We start from the raw sequence: 15,140 nt of genomic DNA, 5'->3' as shown, positions 1-15,140 counted from the left end.
TTCTCGGGAGCACTCTCGTGTCGCGTTCACTTGACTGGATCGACGGGCGCCTCCGTGTGACCGACCAGCGGAAGCTGCCCGGGCGCCATGAACACCTGGACATCACCACGGTCGACGAACTTCTCGACGCCATCTCAGGCTTGGCCGTGCGCGGGGCGCCGGCCCTCGCCGTCGCCGGGGCCTTCGGTGTGGCGCTCTCCGCCGCCCGGCACACCACCGCGGGCCTCCTCGACGTCAGCGCCGTACGCGCCGACGCGGACCGCATCGCCCGGTGCCGGCCCACCGCGGTGAACCTCTCCCGGGGTGTCGCGCGCGCCGTCGCCGTGCTCAACGGCGGGGCGGACGCCGTCCTGGCCGAGGCGCGGGCGCTGCTGGACGAGGACGAGCGTGTCAATCGCGCCGCCGCCGGTCACGCCGCCGCGTATCTGCTGGCGGCGACAGGCCGCCGGCCACTGCGCGTCCTCACCCACTGCAACACCGGCAGCCTCGCGACGGTCGCCTGGGGTACCGCCCTCGGCGCCATCCGGGACCTGCACGAGCGCGGACTCGTCGAGTACGTGCTGGCCACCGAGACCCGGCCGCTGCTGCAGGGGGCCCGTCTCACCGCCTGGGAGCTCCAGCGGGACGGCATCCCCGTGCGGCTGTGCCCGGACAGCGCGGCGGCCTCGGCCCTGAAGTCGGGGACCGTCGACTGTGTGGTCGTCGGCGCCGACCGGGTCACGGCCAACGGTGACGTCGCCAACAAGATCGGCACCTATCCGCTGGCGCTGGCCGCCGCCCGCCACGGCGTCCCCTTCGTCGTCGTGGCCACGTCGGACACGGTGGACGAGGCCACCACGTCCGGCGACGGCATCACCATCGAACAGCGCGACCCCGACGAGGTCACCACACTGGCCGGACGGCCTGTCGCCCCGCCCGGCACACCGGCCTACAACCCGGCGTTCGATGTGACTCCGCACGACCTGATCAGTGCGGTGATCACCGAGCACGGAGTGCGCGAGCCGTCCCCGGCGGGCGGCCTGGCGGAGCAACTGGCCGCGCACACCGAGGTGGTGACCCACTTCCCCTCCCCTGGCGTCCTCTTCCAGGATCTGGCCGGTGTCTACCGCTGTCCGGGGCTGCTCAGGGCCGCGGCCCGCGACATCGTGCGGCGCGCCGGCGCCGGCTGTGACGTCGTGATCGGGGTGGAGGCCCGGGGCTTTGTCCTGGCCGCCGCGGTCGCCGTCGAGGCCGGACTGCCACTGCTGCTGGCCCGCAAGCCCGGCAGGACGCCGGGCAGGACGGAGTCCGTGCAGTACCGCAGCGAGTACTCCACGGACACTCTGGAGTTGCCCGCGGGTTCGCTCGGCACCGGGCGCTGGTCGTGGACGACGTGCTCGCCACCGGGGGCACCCTCGCCGCCGCCCGTGCGGTGGTGGAGGCGTGCGGCGGCACGGTCACGGGCTACGCGGTGCTCAGCGAGATCGCCGCTCTGGAGGGAGCCGCCCGCCTGGCGCCGACACCCGTCCACGCCCTGCGGACCGTCCCGGCGGCCCCCGCGGTTCCCGGCCCGCTGTCCCCCGCCGCCCCTCGGGCCGTCCCGGAAGGAGACCCGGTGTGAAACCCCTTGTCCTCGACGAGGATGCCGAACTGCACCGCGGGCGTCTCGCCGCCGCCTGCCGTTCCCTGTACCAGCAGGGCTGGATGCCGGGTACGTCGGGCAACCTCTCGGTGCGCTGCGGTGAGGCGGTCGTCATCACCGCCAGTGGGCGTAGGAAACGCACGATGTCCAGGAACGACACCGTGCTGACGGACCCGTTCGAGGGGCTGCCGCTGACCGGCGAGACCGAGTGGCCGTCGGCCGAGACCTCGATCCATCTGGCGGTCTACCGGCACGTCCCCGACTGCGGTGCCGTCGTCCACGCGCACACCCCGTACGCCACCGCGCTCGCCACGCTGTGGGGCGCGGGCGAGCCGGCCGGCGGGGTGTGCTTCGAGGAGCTGGAGCTGGCCAAGGGGCTCGGGGTCAGCGACCCCTCAAGGGTCGTGGTGCCGGTCTTCGCCAACTGGGCCGACGTGCCCCGCATCGCCGCCGACGTGCGGTCGTATCTCGCCGAGTCGGGCCCCGGGGTGCCGCCCGCCCTGCTCATCGACCGCCACGGCGTGACCGTATGGGGCCGTGATCTCGATCAGGCCCGCGACCGGCTCGAATGCGTCGAGGAACTGAGCCGGCTGACCCTGCTGACCACGGACCGCGAGCCGTGGACGACGAGGAAGCCCGTGGAGGCTGCACCATGACACTGCTGCAGATCATGCCCGACGACGCACCCGGAACGGTGCTGCTGCGCTCCACCGATCTGGACGTCGTGCGCACGGAGCTGATGGGGATCGGTGTGCGGATCGAGCGGTGGCACGCGGCCCGTCGGCTGCCGGCCGGCGCCGACGACGACACCGTCCTGGAGGCGTACCGCAGCCACATCGACCGCATCACCGCGGAGGGCGACTACAGGCTCGTCGACGTGGCGCGTCTGACTCCACGCCCCGAGGACCCGGGCTGGCCGGAGCAGGCGCGGGCGGCACGCGAGAAGTTCCTGGAGGAGCACTTCCACGACGAGGACGAGGTGCGCTTCTTCGTGGCGGGCTCCGGCTGCTTCTACCTGCACGTCGGGAACCGGGTGTACGCGACCGTGTGCACGGCCGGAGACCTGCTGTCCGTACCCAGCCGGACGGTCCACTGGTTCGACATGGGCGAGCGGCCCGACTTCACCGCCATCCGCTTCTTCCAGGAGGAGGACGGCTGGGTCGGCCGCTTCCTGCCGGACAGCATCGCGGCGCGTTTCCCGAGCCTCGACGACCTGCGGGCCCCGGCGTGACCGGCGCCGTCGTCCTGGACATCGAGGGGACCACCAGCTCCACGGCCCAGGTCCACGACGTGCTGTTCCCCTACGCCCGTCGGCGGATGGCCGACTGGGTCACGGCACACCGCGACACCCCCGAGGTACGACGGATCCTGTCCGACGTCGCCGACATACCGGACACTGCGGTGACCGGCGACGAAGCCGCCGTGCGGGTGCTGGAGCGGTGGTCGGACGAGGACCGCAAGGCCGGGCCGCTGAAGCGGCTGCAGGGGCTGATCTGGTCGGAGGGTTATGCGCGGGGCGAGCTGACCGGGCATGTCTACCCGGACACCGTCGAGGCACTGGCCCTCTGGCAGGACCGAGGGGTGCGGGTCCACATCTACTCCTCCGGGTCGGTCCTGGCTCAGCGGCTGTGGTTCCAGCACACCCGCTACGGCGATCTGCGGGGGCGGCTCACCCAGTACTTCGACACCGTCAGTGCCGGCCCGAAGACAGCGGCCGGCTCCTACCGGACCATCGCCGCCCTCCTCCGACTGCCGCCGGACGACGTCCTGTTCGCCTCCGACACCGTCGCCGAACTGGACGCGGCACGCTCGGCGGGCTGGCGCACCGCACTGGTCCGACGGCCACGGGAGCCGTCCGGGACGGTCGCCGCCCGGGACGAGGGGCACGGCCATCCCGTCCATCCGGACCTGGTGTCCGTCGCGGAGGGGCGGGAACGATGACCACGGCATCCGCCTCCCGCCTGACGAGCCGGGCAGCCGGACTCGGGACCTCCGTCTTCGCGGAGATGACCGAGCTGGCCGTCCGCACCGGAGCGGTCAACCTGGGTCAGGGCTTCCCCGAGGACGACGGCCCGCACGGTGTCCTGGCCGCCGCGCAGCACGCCCTGGTCCACGGCTCCAACCAGTACCCGCCGCTCAACGGGACCCCGAAACTGCGCGAGGCCGTCGCGCGCCAGCGCCTGCGCCGCCACGGAACGGCGTACGACCCCGAGACCGACGTCGTGGTCACCAGCGGCGCCACCGAGGCGGTCACCGCGGCCGTACTGGGCCTGTGCGCGCCGGGCGACGAGGTACTGGTCTTCGACCCGGCGTACGACTCCTACCCGGCCGCCGCCCGGCTCGCCGGCGCCCGCTGCCGACATGTTCCGCTGCGGCACGGGCCGGACGGTTTCGCCTACGACCCCGACGCGCTGCGGGCGGCGGTGACCCCCGCCTGCCGGGTGCTGCTGCTGAACACCCCGCACAATCCGACCGGCAAGGTGTTCACCGCCGACGAGCTGGCGGACATCGCCGAGGTGTGTGTGCGTCACGATCTCGTGGCGGTCGTGGACGAGGTGTACGAGTACCTCGTCCACGACGGGCGGCGGCATCACGCGCTCGCCTCCTTCGAGGGGATGGCCGACCGCACACTGACGGTGTCGTCCGCCGGGAAGTCCTTCAGCCTGACCGGCTGGAAGGTCGGCTGGGCCTGTGGCCCGGCGGACCTGGTGACCGCGGTGCGCGCCGTGAAGCAGTACACGACCTATGCCACCGCTGCTCCGCTGCAGGACGCCGTGGCGCTCGCGCTCGATCGGTACGAGCCCTGGACGGCGGACCTGCGTGCGGTGCTGCGGGCCAACCGCGACTCCCTCGCCGACTCTCTGCGGTCCGCCGGCCCGGCCGTCCTGCCCGCCGAGGGCGGCTACTTCCTCCAGGCCGACATCGCCGGCACCGACACGCCCGACGCCCTGGAGTACTGCCGGGCCCTCGCCCGCCGTGCCCGGGTGGTGGCCATTCCCACGCAGGTCTTCGCGGAACGGCCGGACCACTACGGCTCCCTGGTGCGCTTCGCGTTCTGCAAGTCGCCCCGGACGATCGCCGAGGCGGTGGCGCGACTGGGGGCACACGCCTGACTCCCTGCCCGCGCGAGGCGATCCCCCTTTCCCTCCTTCGCATCCCCCGCCGGAGATGACATGAACACACCCCATGCCGAGATCGCCGTCATCGGAGGATCCGGGATCTACTCCCTCCTCGACGACGGCCACGACGTCCAGCCGGACACCCCGTACGGCCCGGTGAGCGACCCGATCACCGTGGGCGTGCTCGGCGGCCGCCCCACAGCCTTCCTGCCCCGCCACGGCCGCGCCCACCAGCACGCCCCCCACCTCGTCAACTACCGCGCCAACCTGTGGGCGTTGCGTGAGCTGGGTGCCACCCGGGTGGTGGGCACCGGAGCCGTGGGAAGCCTCGACCCCGCGATCCCGCCGGGCAGCCTCGTCGTCCCCGACCAACTGGTGGACCGGACCAGCGGGCGCGCGCAGACCTACTTCGACGGGCCGGAGGTCGCCCACGCCTCGTTCGCCGATCCCTACTGCCCCGAAGGACGCACCACCGCACTCAAGGCGGCCGACCGCGGCGGCTGGCCCGCCGTCGACGGCGGCACCCAGGTCGTCGTCCAGGGACCGCGCTTCTCCACCCGGGCCGAGTCCCGGTGGTACGCCGCGCAAGGCTGGTCGATCGTCGGGATGACGGCCCATCCCGAAGTGGTGCTGGCCCGCGAACTCGGCCTGTGCTACGTGCCGTTGTGCCTGGTCACCGACCTCGACGCCGGCATCCAGGAGGGCACGGGGGTGACGCAGGAGGAGGTGATGGCCGTCTTCACGCAGAACATCGAGCGGCTCCGGAACGTCCTCGCCGCCACCCTCACCGCCCTGCCTCCGCACCCCTCGTGCGCCTGCCGCTCACTGGCACCGACAGCGCTGTGACCCACTTCGCCTCCCCGCCCGAACCCACCCCGCTGACAAGGAGTTCTGCCATGCCCGGCCGCCTGTTCACCTCCGAGTCGGTCACCGAGGGCCACCCGGACAAGATCGCCGACCAGATCAGCGACACCGTCCTCGACGCGTTACTGGCCCAGGACCCCACGTCCCGGGTCGCCGTCGAGACCCTCGTCACCACCGGCCAGGCACATGTGGCCGGCGAGGTCACGACCGAGGCGTACACGGACATCCCGGCGCTGGTCCGCGAGAAGATCCTCGACATCGGCTACGACTCCTCCGCCAAGGGCTTCGACGGCGCCTCCTGCGGTGTCTCCGTCTCCATCGGCGCCCAGTCCCCGGACATCGCACAGGGCGTCGACACCGGCGGCGCGGGCGACCAGGGCCTGATGTTCGGCTACGCCACCGACGAGACCCCCGAACTGATGCCCCTGCCCATCCGGCTCGCCCACCGCCTGGCGCGGGGTCTGTCGGAGGTCCGCAAGGACGGCACGATCCCCTACCTGCGCCCCGACGGCAAGACGCAGGTCACCATCGAGTACGACGGCGACCGCGCACTGCGCCTCGACACGGTCGTGGTGTCCTCGCAGCACGCGGGCGACATCGACCTGCGCTCCCTGCTCGCCCCCGACATCCGGGCGCACGTCGTGGAACCGGAGCTGAAGGCTCTGCTCGACGACGGCATCAAACTGGAGACCGAGGACTACCGACTCCTGGTCAACCCCACCGGCCGGTTCGAGATCGGCGGCCCGATGGGCGACGCGGGCCTCACCGGCCGCAAGATCATCATCGACACGTACGGCGGCATGGCCCGCCATGGCGGTGGCGCCTTCTCCGGCAAGGACCCGTCCAAGGTGGACCGTTCGGCGGCGTACGCGATGCGCTGGGTCGCCAAGAACGTCGTCGCGGCCGGTCTGGCCTCGCGCTGCGAGGTCCAGGTGGCGTACGCGATCGGCAGGGCCGAGCCGGTCGGCCTGTTCATCGAGACCTTCGGCACCGAGTGTGTGCCGGTACCCCGGATCCAACGGGCCGTCACCGAGGTCTTCGACCTGCGCCCGGCCGCGATCATCCGCGACCTCGACCTGCTCCGCCCGATCTACGCCCGGACCGCCGCGTACGGTCACTTCGGCCGCGAACTGCCCGAGTTCACCTGGGAACGCACCGACCGGGCCACGGCCCTGCGCGAGGCGGCCGGGGCCTGAGTCCCAGCCCCCGCCCGATCTCCACGGCAGACGACAGGAGTTGAGTACACCGTGCGCATCGCTGTGACTGGTTCTGTCGCGACCGACCACCTGCTGGTGTTCCCCGGCCGCTTCGCCGAGCAGCTCATCGAGGGACGGCTCGACCGTGTGTCCCTGTCCTTTCTCGCCGACCGGCTCGACGTCCGGCCCGGCGGCGTCGGCGCCAACATCACCTTCGGGCTCGCCCGGCTCGGGCTGCGCCCCGTCCTGGTGGGTGCCGCGGGCACCGACTTCGCCGACCTCGGCCGAAGTCTGCGGGCGGCCGGTGTCGACACCTCGGCGGTACGGATCAGCGACAGGCTGCACACCGCGCGTTTCGTGTGCACCACCGACGCCGACCAGAACCAGATCGCCACCTTCTACGCGGGCGCCATGGCCGAGGCCCGGCACATCGACCTCGCCGAGGTGCGGGGCGCCGTCGGCGGCCTGGACCTCGTGCTGGTCGGGGCCGACGATCCCCAGGCGATGCTGCGGCACACCGCCACGGCGCACGCCCTGGACCTGGACGTGGCGGCCGACCCGTCCCAGCAGCTCGCCCGTCTCACCGGTGAGCAGACCAGGCACCTGGTGGACGGCGCCCGCTGGCTGTTCACCAACGAGTACGAGGCGGCCCTGCTCCAGCGGCGCACCGGCTGGAGCGCGGCCGAGGTGCTGCACAAGGTCGGCACCTGGATCGTGACACGCGGTGCCGACGGCGTGTCCGTGCTGTCGGCCGACTCGCCCCCGCTGGACGTCCCCGCGGTCGAGCCCAGGACGGTCGCGGACCCGACCGGCGTCGGCGACGCCTTCCGGGCCGGGTTCCTGGCCGGGGTGGCGTGGGAGCTGCCGTACCGGCGGGCGGCCCAGCTCGGCTGCGCGCTGGCCACGGTGGTCCTGGAGTCGGTCGGCACCCAGGAGTACAAGCTGCTGCCGGGCGATCTCGTCGCCCGCCTGGAGCATGCCTACGGCCGAGGCGCGGTCCGGGACGTCGAGCCCCTGCTGGCGGACGTGTCGTGACCGGGGACCACACTCCGGCGCACCCTCCGCTGGCCCTGCCGGCCCCGGGCCGGCCGTCCTTCTCCTTCGAGCTGTTCCCGCCGAGGACCGAGGCGGGTGTGCGGGCCTTCTGGGACACCGTCCGCCGCGTCGAACCGCTCGCGCCCTCCTTCGTCTCGGTCACCTACGGAGCGGGCGGCTCCTCCCGGGACCGCACCGTGGAGCTGACGCGGCGGATCGTGCGCGAGACGACGCTGCGGCCGGTGGCACATCTGACGGCCGTGGGGCACTCGGTGACGGAACTGCGCCGGGTCATCGGGCAGTACGCCGATGCGGGCGTACGGGACGTGCCGGCACTGCGCGGCGACCCGCCCGGTGATCCGCGCGGGCTCTGGGTGCCCCACCCGCGGGGGCTGCGGTACGCGCACGAACTGGTCGCCCTGCTGAAGGAGTCGGGCGGTTTCGGGGTGGGTGTCGCCGCCTTCCCGGAACGGCATCCACGCTCCCCGGACTGGCGGAGCGACATCCGGCACTTCGTCGCGAAGTGCCGGGCGGGCGCCGACTACGCCATCACTCAGATGTTCTTCCGGGTGGAGGACTACCTGCGACTTCGCGACCGGGTGGCCGCGGCGGGCTGCGACACCCCGATCATTCCGGAGATCATGCCCGCCACGGACACACGGCAGATCCGCAGGTTCGCCGAACTCAGCGACGCCACGTTCCCGGAGGATCTGGCCCAGCGCCTGGAGGCGGCCCGCGACCGTCCCGACGAGGGGCTGCGCGTCGGCGTCGCGCATGCCACCGCGATGGCCCGGCGGCTCCTGGCCGAGGGAGCGCCGGGCCTGCACTACATCACCCTCAACCGCTCCTCGGCGGCGGTACGAATCCACCGCGACGTCCTGGGCCTCACCCATGGTGTCCCGGCCCGGCCGGAGTTCACGCCGACAACAGCGCCGACATGAGCGCCACGGTGCCGTCGGACCGTCGGCACCCGAACAGCCCCGTACGCAGCGAACCGGTGCCGGGCTCCGGTATCGCGAGCGGGTGGGGGTCGGGAGGCGGGGTGTCGCCGTCCGGCCAGGGCCACTGGCTCAGGTCGATCCAGACCTCTCCGGTCCGCGCGGGCCACGCGCCGTGGGCGGGCGCTCCACCGTGTACGGGCGGCTGGGACGGGGACGCGACGATACGCAGGGAATGGCCGGGCAGAGCCGTCGCGCGCAGTTCGCCGCCGACCGTGTCCCGCGCGGGGGACGCCATCAGGCCGATGGAGGTGTTCCGGTGCCGGACACCCCAGTGGACGTCCCGGGCCGGCGCGGACAGGGGGGCCACGAGTTCCGCCCCGGAGCCGTTGCCGGCGCGGGCCAGCTCCTCAGCGCTCACCGAGCTGAGGATGCGCACGTCGGAGGGCGGGGCGGCGGAGCCGGCGGACGCCTCCGAGGACTGCGGGCCGCCGAGCAACCCGGCGGGAACATAGGCGCGTTGGGCTCCTTCGCGGGCCGCCCGTCTCCGCACCGCGGCAACGGAGCGGGCGTCGGGGCCGTTCAGCAGGAGCGTGGTCGCGCCGGCCGTCAGGGGGCCCAGGAAGCTGAAGCACAGGTGCTCCACCGAACCGGTGGGCGCCGCGGTCACATACCGTTCGCCCGGTCCCAGTCCGGTGAAGCACAGGTCGGTCAACCGCCCGACCGTGCAGGCGTAGTGCGAGTACAGCCGGCCGCGCGGCACGCCACCGCCCGCCTCCGACGTGGAGTGGTCGAGGAGGAAGGGGGCGAGGGAACTGCGCGCGCCGTGCGTCCGGTGCCGTGGTGCGTGCGTGTAGGAGTCCTCGTAGGACGACCAGCCGGCGACACGGCCCCCGACGCTGATACCGGTCCAGGTCGCGGCGGGCCGCACCTCCTGGGCGAGTTCGGCGCCGACGACGAGGACGGTGGCCCCGGAGAAGGCCATCACGTCCAGTAGTTCGCCGCCCCCCGTGTCCGCCGGGACGGGCACCACGACGGCTCCCAGTTTCAGTGCTGCCAGCTGAATCTCCCAGAGCGCGGCGCAGCCGTCGAGCGCGATGAGGACGCGGGTGCCATAGCCCACGCCCTGACGGACCAGCCAACCGGCGGCGCGGTCGGAATTCTCCCGCAACCCGTCAAAGGTGATCTCCCGCTCCGCGCCGTCCCTGTCACTCCAGATGACAGCGGGATCATGATTCGCTCTCGCGATGGAGTCGAACCAGTCGGTGGCCCAGTTGAATTCGGTCAGATCCGGCCAGGAAAAGCCGCGCCATGTATCGATGTCACCAGCGCCATAACCCAACATCTCCTGGCGAATCGCCTCGAAAGTACGGGCCGCACTCCGCAACAGATCCCCCCAATTACCGTGCCACGACCCGGGTTGCTCGCAACGACGCGACCCGAACGCCATGAACATGTTCATCATGCAACGGCCTTTCGGAAGAGAGGTTCCACGAAACCCGCGCGCTATTCACGTGTCGCCGAGCGGGGCCGGAAATCGGCGTTCCGCGGGGCGGGCCTCGTCAGCGGCCGGGTCGCGCAGGACCAGGTCGGCGGCGAAGACACGCCGACCCTGCTGCGTGGCGTGAACATGGACGCGGAGGTCCTGGACCGGGCCCGGACCGAAGGAGTCGGGGCGGGCGACGCGGGCCTCGATCCAGCAGGGGGCGTCGAGTTCGGCGTACCGGGCGAAGCTGCCGTCGAGGCCGAGGAGGAGCGCGTCGGGGCGGCCGGTCGCGGCTCGGGCCGCTTGCCTGGCGGCCTCGATCAACAGCATGCCGGGGACGTGGTCGACGAGGTGGTCGAAGAGGATGGGGTGGCCGGTGTCGACCCGGAGTTCCCATCTGTTCGCCCAGCGGTTCTCGCCGGTCCGGGTGGGGGCGGCGAGCAGAACGTTGCCCGGGTCCATGTGGCCCACCCCGGCCGGGTCCACCGGCGTCGGCAGGGGACGGTCGACCGTGGTGGGGCGGCCCTCGCGCAGCCCGCGGTGGAGTGGGAGTCACACCCGCAGGGGGTTCGTGCGGGTGGCCGCCAGCAGGTACCAGGCGGTGGCGCCCGTGTGGCGGTACGGGTAGTAGCCGAAGCCGAAGCCGGTGTCGAGGGGGCTGGTCGCCGAGACGACACCGGCGCGTTCGGGCAGGGCGCGGCTGCCGACGGTCTGGGCGGTGCCGAGGAGTTCCTGGGCCCGTTCGACCGAGGCGATCAGCCGGTGGGCGCGTGCCTCGTCGCCGTGGCCGGCGCGGTCGCGGAGGGCGAGGGCAAGGTGCGCGGTCCCTTCGAACCAGACGCCGTTGCGGTCCGGCTTGGGCTGGAACTCGGCGATGGGCGCGTCCTCGTTCGCCAGCAGGCTCGCGGAGCTGAAGGTGACTCCCTCGTACGACTGGCCTGCGGGGACTGTGCTGTTGGTGCGGTCGGAGCGGTCCAGGACGGCGAGTTCGGTGGCGGCCCAGTCCAATGAGCGGGAGTAACGGCTGTGCTGTGCACGGGAGTTGAGGGCGAGGTGGGTCCAGGTCTGGGTGTCCTCGGGGATCGGGGACCTGTTGACGGTCACGCCGTCGTTGGTGCCCGTGTAGAAGAAGCCGCCTGACACCCCGGCCGTTGTTCCGTCCGGCTCCCACATCTTCTCTACGAACGCCCTTGCTCTCGCCCGCCGTTGGCGCCACACCGGGTCGCCGGTGAGCAGGGCGAGTCGTCCGAAGAGGCAGACCAGGTCGGTGTTGTGCTCGGTCGAGCTGAAGGGGAGCTTCGCGTTGGCGCCGTCGACGCCGAACTTGTAGCCGCCGAGGGGCTGTTCGGTGCGGGCGTTCGCCTCGATCCAGGTGCCGATCCGTACGGCGCCGTCGAGGAAGCGGCGCCGGCCGGTCCGGCGGGCGAGGGCGCTCAGCGCGATACCGGCCCAGGCCATGTCGCCCACGGCGGTGCCGGTGAACCCGAACTGGGTGCCGACGTTGGCGGTGCCGTCGGCGCGTACGAAGCCGTCGGGCTGGGTGACGCCGTCGAAGAAGACGTACGGGCCGACGTTGTAGGCCTGGCGGAGTCTGCCGTCGTCGTACGCCGGGTCGTGGGCCTGCGCGTAGAGCAGGGCGTCCCCGAGGGCGACGGCCCGGGCCCGGCCCGCCTCGGTGCGTACAGCGAGGTGGGCGAGGATCGCGAGGGCGTTGTCGTAGGTGAACGCCGTGCTGAACAGGCCCGCCTGGTCCGTGTAGCTCTGGGTGAGCCGGAGGGTGCCGTGGTCGGGGTAGGCGTCCATCGCGGCGGCGAGGAAGGTGTGGGCCCGGCGCTGGGCGGAGGAGGTTCCGGTGGATCCCGACGTCCCAGTGTCGGGCGAAGTCCCTTTGACGGAGGGCGGGTTGACGGCCGCGTGGGCGGTTCCGGAGGCCGCCACGGTGAGGGCCGCGGCCCCGAGGAGCATACGGCGGCTGAGGGCGGGGCGTCGTGTGCCTGCTCCGTCGGACCTGGCGTCCATGGGTCTCCTCTGGTGGCCTGAGAGCGCTCTCACGAACGCGCGGGCTCATTCTGCTGGTGCGCCCGAGGCGGGTCAACGCCCGTGCAGCACACGCTGGTTGGCCTGGCGGCGAACGCCGAGAAACCCCGGGCCAGGAGGGTGACCCGGGGTTTCGGCGGTGGGGGCGCGGTCGGCCGGTTCGGCCAGTTCAGCCGGTTCGGCCGGTCAGGACATGGACGAGGCGTTGCGCAGTCGCGCGAACGACGTGTCCAGGCCCCGTTTCAGCATCCGCGCCAGGGGTGCTTCCACGAACTTGTGGATCAGCCAGCTCAGTACGAGGAAGCCGGTGATCACGGAGACGACCACGAGCCGGGGGTCCATGGTGTCGCGCAGGCGGCTGATGACCGCCGTACCGGCGAGGTAGTGCACGAGATAGAACGGGTACGTCAGCGCACCGGCCGTGACCAGCCACTTCCAGCGGATGCGGTCGGTGTAGCCGAGCGCGACGGCGACCATGAACAGCAGGAACACGGTGAAGATGAGCACGCTGCCGCGCCAGCTGGAGACCTTCTCGACGGTGTCGATGCGGTGCCCGAGTTCCAGCTGTCCCATCAGCCAGGCCATGCCGACGATGCCCCAGAGGAGCAGGTCCTGGCCGAAGCGGTGCATGAGGTAGAGGGCCAGGCCGGCGATGAAGTACCAGGCGCCCTCGGGGTTGACGATCAGGTTCAGGACCTGGAAGCCGGCGGCCGGGGCGATCATCGCGGCGGCGCCCCAGAGGCAGCAGAACACCACGACCTTGCGGTACGTCAGTCCGGTCACGACGACGGCCATGAAGAGGAGGTAGAAGCGCAGCTCCGACCAGAGGGTCCAGTACACGAGGTCGACGTTCCCGACGCCCGAACCCGACTGGAGCATCGTGAAGTTGAGCAGGATCTCGCGCGCCTGCTTCCGCTCCCACACACCGGGCAGAACCACCACGACGGCGGTGGTGAAGACGATGGCGAACCAGTACGCCGGGTAGAGCCGGATCACGCGGGAGGTGAAGAACTGGCGGGGGGTGCGGCCCCAGCACGACATACAGATAACGAAGCCGCTGATCACGAAGAAGATCTCGACGCCGATCCAGCCGTAGGCGGAGATCCGGAACCAGTTCGGCATGATGTCGGACACCGGCCGGCCCCAGATGAGGTTGCCGGGCTGGTCGACCCGCCAGGTTCCGATGTAGTGGTGCATGGCGACCACGATGGCCGCGAGCAGGCGGAGCCCGTCGAGGGCGTAGAGGCGGCGGTCTCCGCGGCCCTGGATGGCGGCGTGCTTCGCCGTGGACCGGGTGGGGTTACGCGTCGTCGCACCGGTATGCCCCGGCGCGGGCGCCGACGAGTGGTCGGTCGCGTGCTCGGTCGCGACGGGCGGGAGAGGCTGGCGTGGTGACGGGATCGTCTTCTGCATCCCGTCCGAGATCCGCCCCCGCATAGGCGGACCGCTGTCCGCACCCTGCATCGACACCTGTGCAACCCCCATCGGAAAGCTCGCCCGCACCGACCGTCTGCGCCCCTGGAACGGCGACAGCGGCCGACAGCGGAACGGCGAGCGCTTGCCCCTCGACAGTCACGGCAAACCCGCGAACACCGTAGAACCTCATGGTTCACGCAAAGAGACTTCTGGGTCAGATCAAGGGTTGTAGAGCGAAAGGGATCGGTTTTCGACGGGATACGGAAGGTTCTGTTCCTGTTGCTGTCGCCGTCGGGGGGACGTGCGGGCGACTGGCGCCCTACGGTTCGCCTTGCTCGTCGAAGGGTTCATCGCTCCAGCGGAACCAGGCCTGATCGCCCTGGACATGCAGGAGGAATTCCGCGACGGGGCCCGACGGCGACACCAGAGTCAGGGCCCGGGCGATCCGATCGTACGCGCCGTCGAACCGCTCGTGCTCCTCCGTCTCGACCAGCGCGAGCAGCTCGACGAACCAGGGCTCGACCTCGGCGAACGCCGGCTCGGGGGCGAAGCGGCCACTGAGCCAGGGGAAGTCGGCGTCGTCGATCAGGATCTCGCCGAGGAGCTGCTGGTCCCGCTCCAGGCGCCAGACCTGTCCCTCAAAACCCATTCCGGCACTCCAATCGCCCCTGACCGCAGCCTAGATCCCCGGAGTTCACCACTCCTCGCCCAGGGCCTGGAGCACGTAGAGGCGTACGGGGTCGTCGTGCGGTGTCCGGTTCAGGGGGCGGCGGGGCGGGGGGTGTGCGGGTTGCTGCCAGCAGGGTTCTTCGGGGAGGAGTGGGGAGGTTCGGTCCTGGGGTGGGGTGTGCTGCGTGCGGCGGTGCCAGCGGCGCCAGCGGGCGTGGTGGGGGTTGGGGAGGGTCCAGACGTACGGGTCCGGGGTGCGTGGGGGCTGGGTGAGTGTGGGTGTGGGGGCTGATGGGTGGGGGCGGAGTAACGCGGCCAGGCTGGTGAGCAGTCGGGCCGTCAGCCGGAGCATGCGGGGGCGACTTCCGGCAGGGGGAAGGTGGCCCAGGCGCACTTGGTGTACCGGCGCAGGTCGTATCCCCATTGGCCGGCCAGGGCTGCGATGACTGCCAACCCGCGTCCGTCCTCGTCCTGTTGACCGGCGGTGCGGGGTGCAGGGGTCTTCTCCTTGTCGGGGTCGGAGACCTCCAGGAGGAGTTGGGTGCCCTGGAGGGACAGGGTGACCTCGACCAGGGAGAAGGTCACCTCGCAGTGCCGTACGGAGTTGGTGACGAACTCCGTGGCCACGAGGGCGACGTCGGCGGCGAGTTCAGGGGGCAGGCCCCAGTCGGCGAGGGCCTTGCGGACCTGGGCTCGGGCTTCGGGGACGTTTCTGGGGTGCTTGGGGATGCGGAAGGTGGTGGGTTCGGGCATGGCGGA

16 protein-coding genes are annotated in these 15,140 nt (G+C 71.7%); 9 read left to right on the top strand and 7 right to left on the bottom strand.

Annotation, left to right across the window (positions count from 1 at the left end; all coding sequences use genetic code 11):
* Nucleotides 1-17: 17 nt before the first annotated feature.
* The 9 genes from mtnA to metF are packed head-to-tail and all read left to right on the top strand — an operon-like array spanning nt 18 to nt 8,776.
* Nucleotides 18-1,724, top strand: coding sequence for an S-methyl-5-thioribose-1-phosphate isomerase (gene mtnA / locus ACWDR4_RS17910; protein WP_450409503.1), 1,707 nt, complete (start codon nt 18-20; stop codon nt 1,722-1,724).
* Complete coding sequence (locus tag ACWDR4_RS17905; protein ID WP_450409594.1) at nt 1,684-2,277, top strand: class II aldolase/adducin family protein; 594 nt, start codon at nt 1,684-1,686, stop codon at nt 2,275-2,277. The genes mtnA and ACWDR4_RS17905 overlap by 41 nt, the downstream gene beginning before the upstream one ends.
* Entirely contained in the window at nt 2,274-2,852 is a 579-nt protein-coding gene (locus ACWDR4_RS17900) for a 1,2-dihydroxy-3-keto-5-methylthiopentene dioxygenase (RefSeq protein WP_450409501.1), read from the top strand. Before ACWDR4_RS17905 ends, ACWDR4_RS17900 begins: the two co-directional genes overlap by 4 nt.
* Nucleotides 2,849-3,562 carry an acireductone synthase gene (gene mtnC, locus ACWDR4_RS17895; RefSeq protein ID WP_450409499.1) on the top strand — a complete coding sequence of 238 codons (714 nt, stop codon included), beginning with the start codon at nt 2,849-2,851 and terminating at the stop codon, nt 3,560-3,562. The genes ACWDR4_RS17900 and mtnC overlap by 4 nt, the downstream gene beginning before the upstream one ends.
* The gene (locus ACWDR4_RS17890; protein WP_450409498.1) at nt 3,559-4,734 is read left to right on the top strand and encodes an aminotransferase class I/II-fold pyridoxal phosphate-dependent enzyme; all 1,176 of its coding nucleotides are present in this window, start codon (nt 3,559-3,561) and stop codon (nt 4,732-4,734) included. The genes mtnC and ACWDR4_RS17890 overlap by 4 nt, the downstream gene beginning before the upstream one ends.
* Before the next feature lie 60 nt (nt 4,735-4,794).
* Nucleotides 4,795-5,586, top strand: a complete 792-nt coding sequence (locus tag ACWDR4_RS17885; protein WP_450409496.1) for an S-methyl-5'-thioadenosine phosphorylase — start codon at nt 4,795-4,797, stop codon at nt 5,584-5,586.
* A gap of 50 nt (nt 5,587-5,636) precedes the next feature.
* Nucleotides 5,637-6,800, top strand: a complete 1,164-nt coding sequence (gene metK, locus ACWDR4_RS17880) for a methionine adenosyltransferase (protein WP_450409494.1) — start codon at nt 5,637-5,639, stop codon at nt 6,798-6,800.
* A 51-nt stretch (nt 6,801-6,851) separates the two neighbouring features.
* Complete coding sequence (locus ACWDR4_RS17875) at nt 6,852-7,835, top strand: carbohydrate kinase family protein (protein ID WP_450409493.1); 984 nt, start codon at nt 6,852-6,854, stop codon at nt 7,833-7,835.
* A complete protein-coding gene (metF, locus tag ACWDR4_RS17870; RefSeq protein ID WP_450409492.1) occupies nt 7,832-8,776 on the top strand; it encodes a methylenetetrahydrofolate reductase [NAD(P)H] in 945 nt (314 codons plus the stop codon). The genes ACWDR4_RS17875 and metF overlap by 4 nt, the downstream gene beginning before the upstream one ends.
* Here the strand turns inward: metF and ACWDR4_RS17865 are convergent.
* The 7 genes from ACWDR4_RS17865 to ACWDR4_RS17835 form a co-directional block, all read right to left on the bottom strand.
* On the bottom strand, nt 8,751-10,118 hold the full coding sequence (locus ACWDR4_RS17865; RefSeq protein WP_450409490.1) for an AMP-binding protein: 1,368 nt from the start codon (nt 10,116-10,118) through the stop codon (nt 8,751-8,753). The two genes, metF and ACWDR4_RS17865, sit on opposite strands and share 26 nt — an antisense overlap.
* Nucleotides 10,119-10,283: 165 nt before the next feature.
* Entirely contained in the window at nt 10,284-10,721 is a 438-nt protein-coding gene (locus tag ACWDR4_RS17860; protein ID WP_450409489.1) for an AfsA-related hotdog domain-containing protein, read from the bottom strand.
* A 90-nt stretch (nt 10,722-10,811) separates the two neighbouring features.
* Nucleotides 10,812-12,278 carry a Tat pathway signal sequence domain protein gene (locus ACWDR4_RS17855; RefSeq protein ID WP_450409487.1) on the bottom strand — a complete coding sequence of 489 codons (1,467 nt, stop codon included), beginning with the start codon at nt 12,276-12,278 and terminating at the stop codon, nt 10,812-10,814.
* 204 nt (nt 12,279-12,482) lie between these two features.
* Nucleotides 12,483-13,709 carry an acyltransferase family protein gene (locus ACWDR4_RS17850; protein ID WP_450409486.1) on the bottom strand — a complete coding sequence of 409 codons (1,227 nt, stop codon included), beginning with the start codon at nt 13,707-13,709 and terminating at the stop codon, nt 12,483-12,485.
* Between the two features lie 322 nt (nt 13,710-14,031).
* Nucleotides 14,032-14,361: a hypothetical protein gene (locus ACWDR4_RS17845; protein WP_450409484.1), complete on the bottom strand. Its 330-nt coding sequence runs from the start codon at nt 14,359-14,361 to the stop codon at nt 14,032-14,034.
* A 45-nt stretch (nt 14,362-14,406) separates the two neighbouring features.
* On the bottom strand, nt 14,407-14,733 hold the full coding sequence (locus ACWDR4_RS17840; protein ID WP_450409482.1) for a hypothetical protein: 327 nt from the start codon (nt 14,731-14,733) through the stop codon (nt 14,407-14,409).
* Nucleotides 14,721-15,134 carry an ATP-binding protein gene (locus tag ACWDR4_RS17835; RefSeq protein ID WP_450409480.1) on the bottom strand — a complete coding sequence of 138 codons (414 nt, stop codon included), beginning with the start codon at nt 15,132-15,134 and terminating at the stop codon, nt 14,721-14,723. Before ACWDR4_RS17835 ends, ACWDR4_RS17840 begins: the two co-directional genes overlap by 13 nt.
* Nucleotides 15,135-15,140 lie beyond the last annotated feature (6 nt).

It is taken from the genome of Streptomyces sp. NPDC000878 (assembly GCF_053599695.1).
The sequence above is the reverse complement of the archived record's forward strand: the minus strand, read 5'-3'. Positions and strand labels throughout refer to the sequence as shown.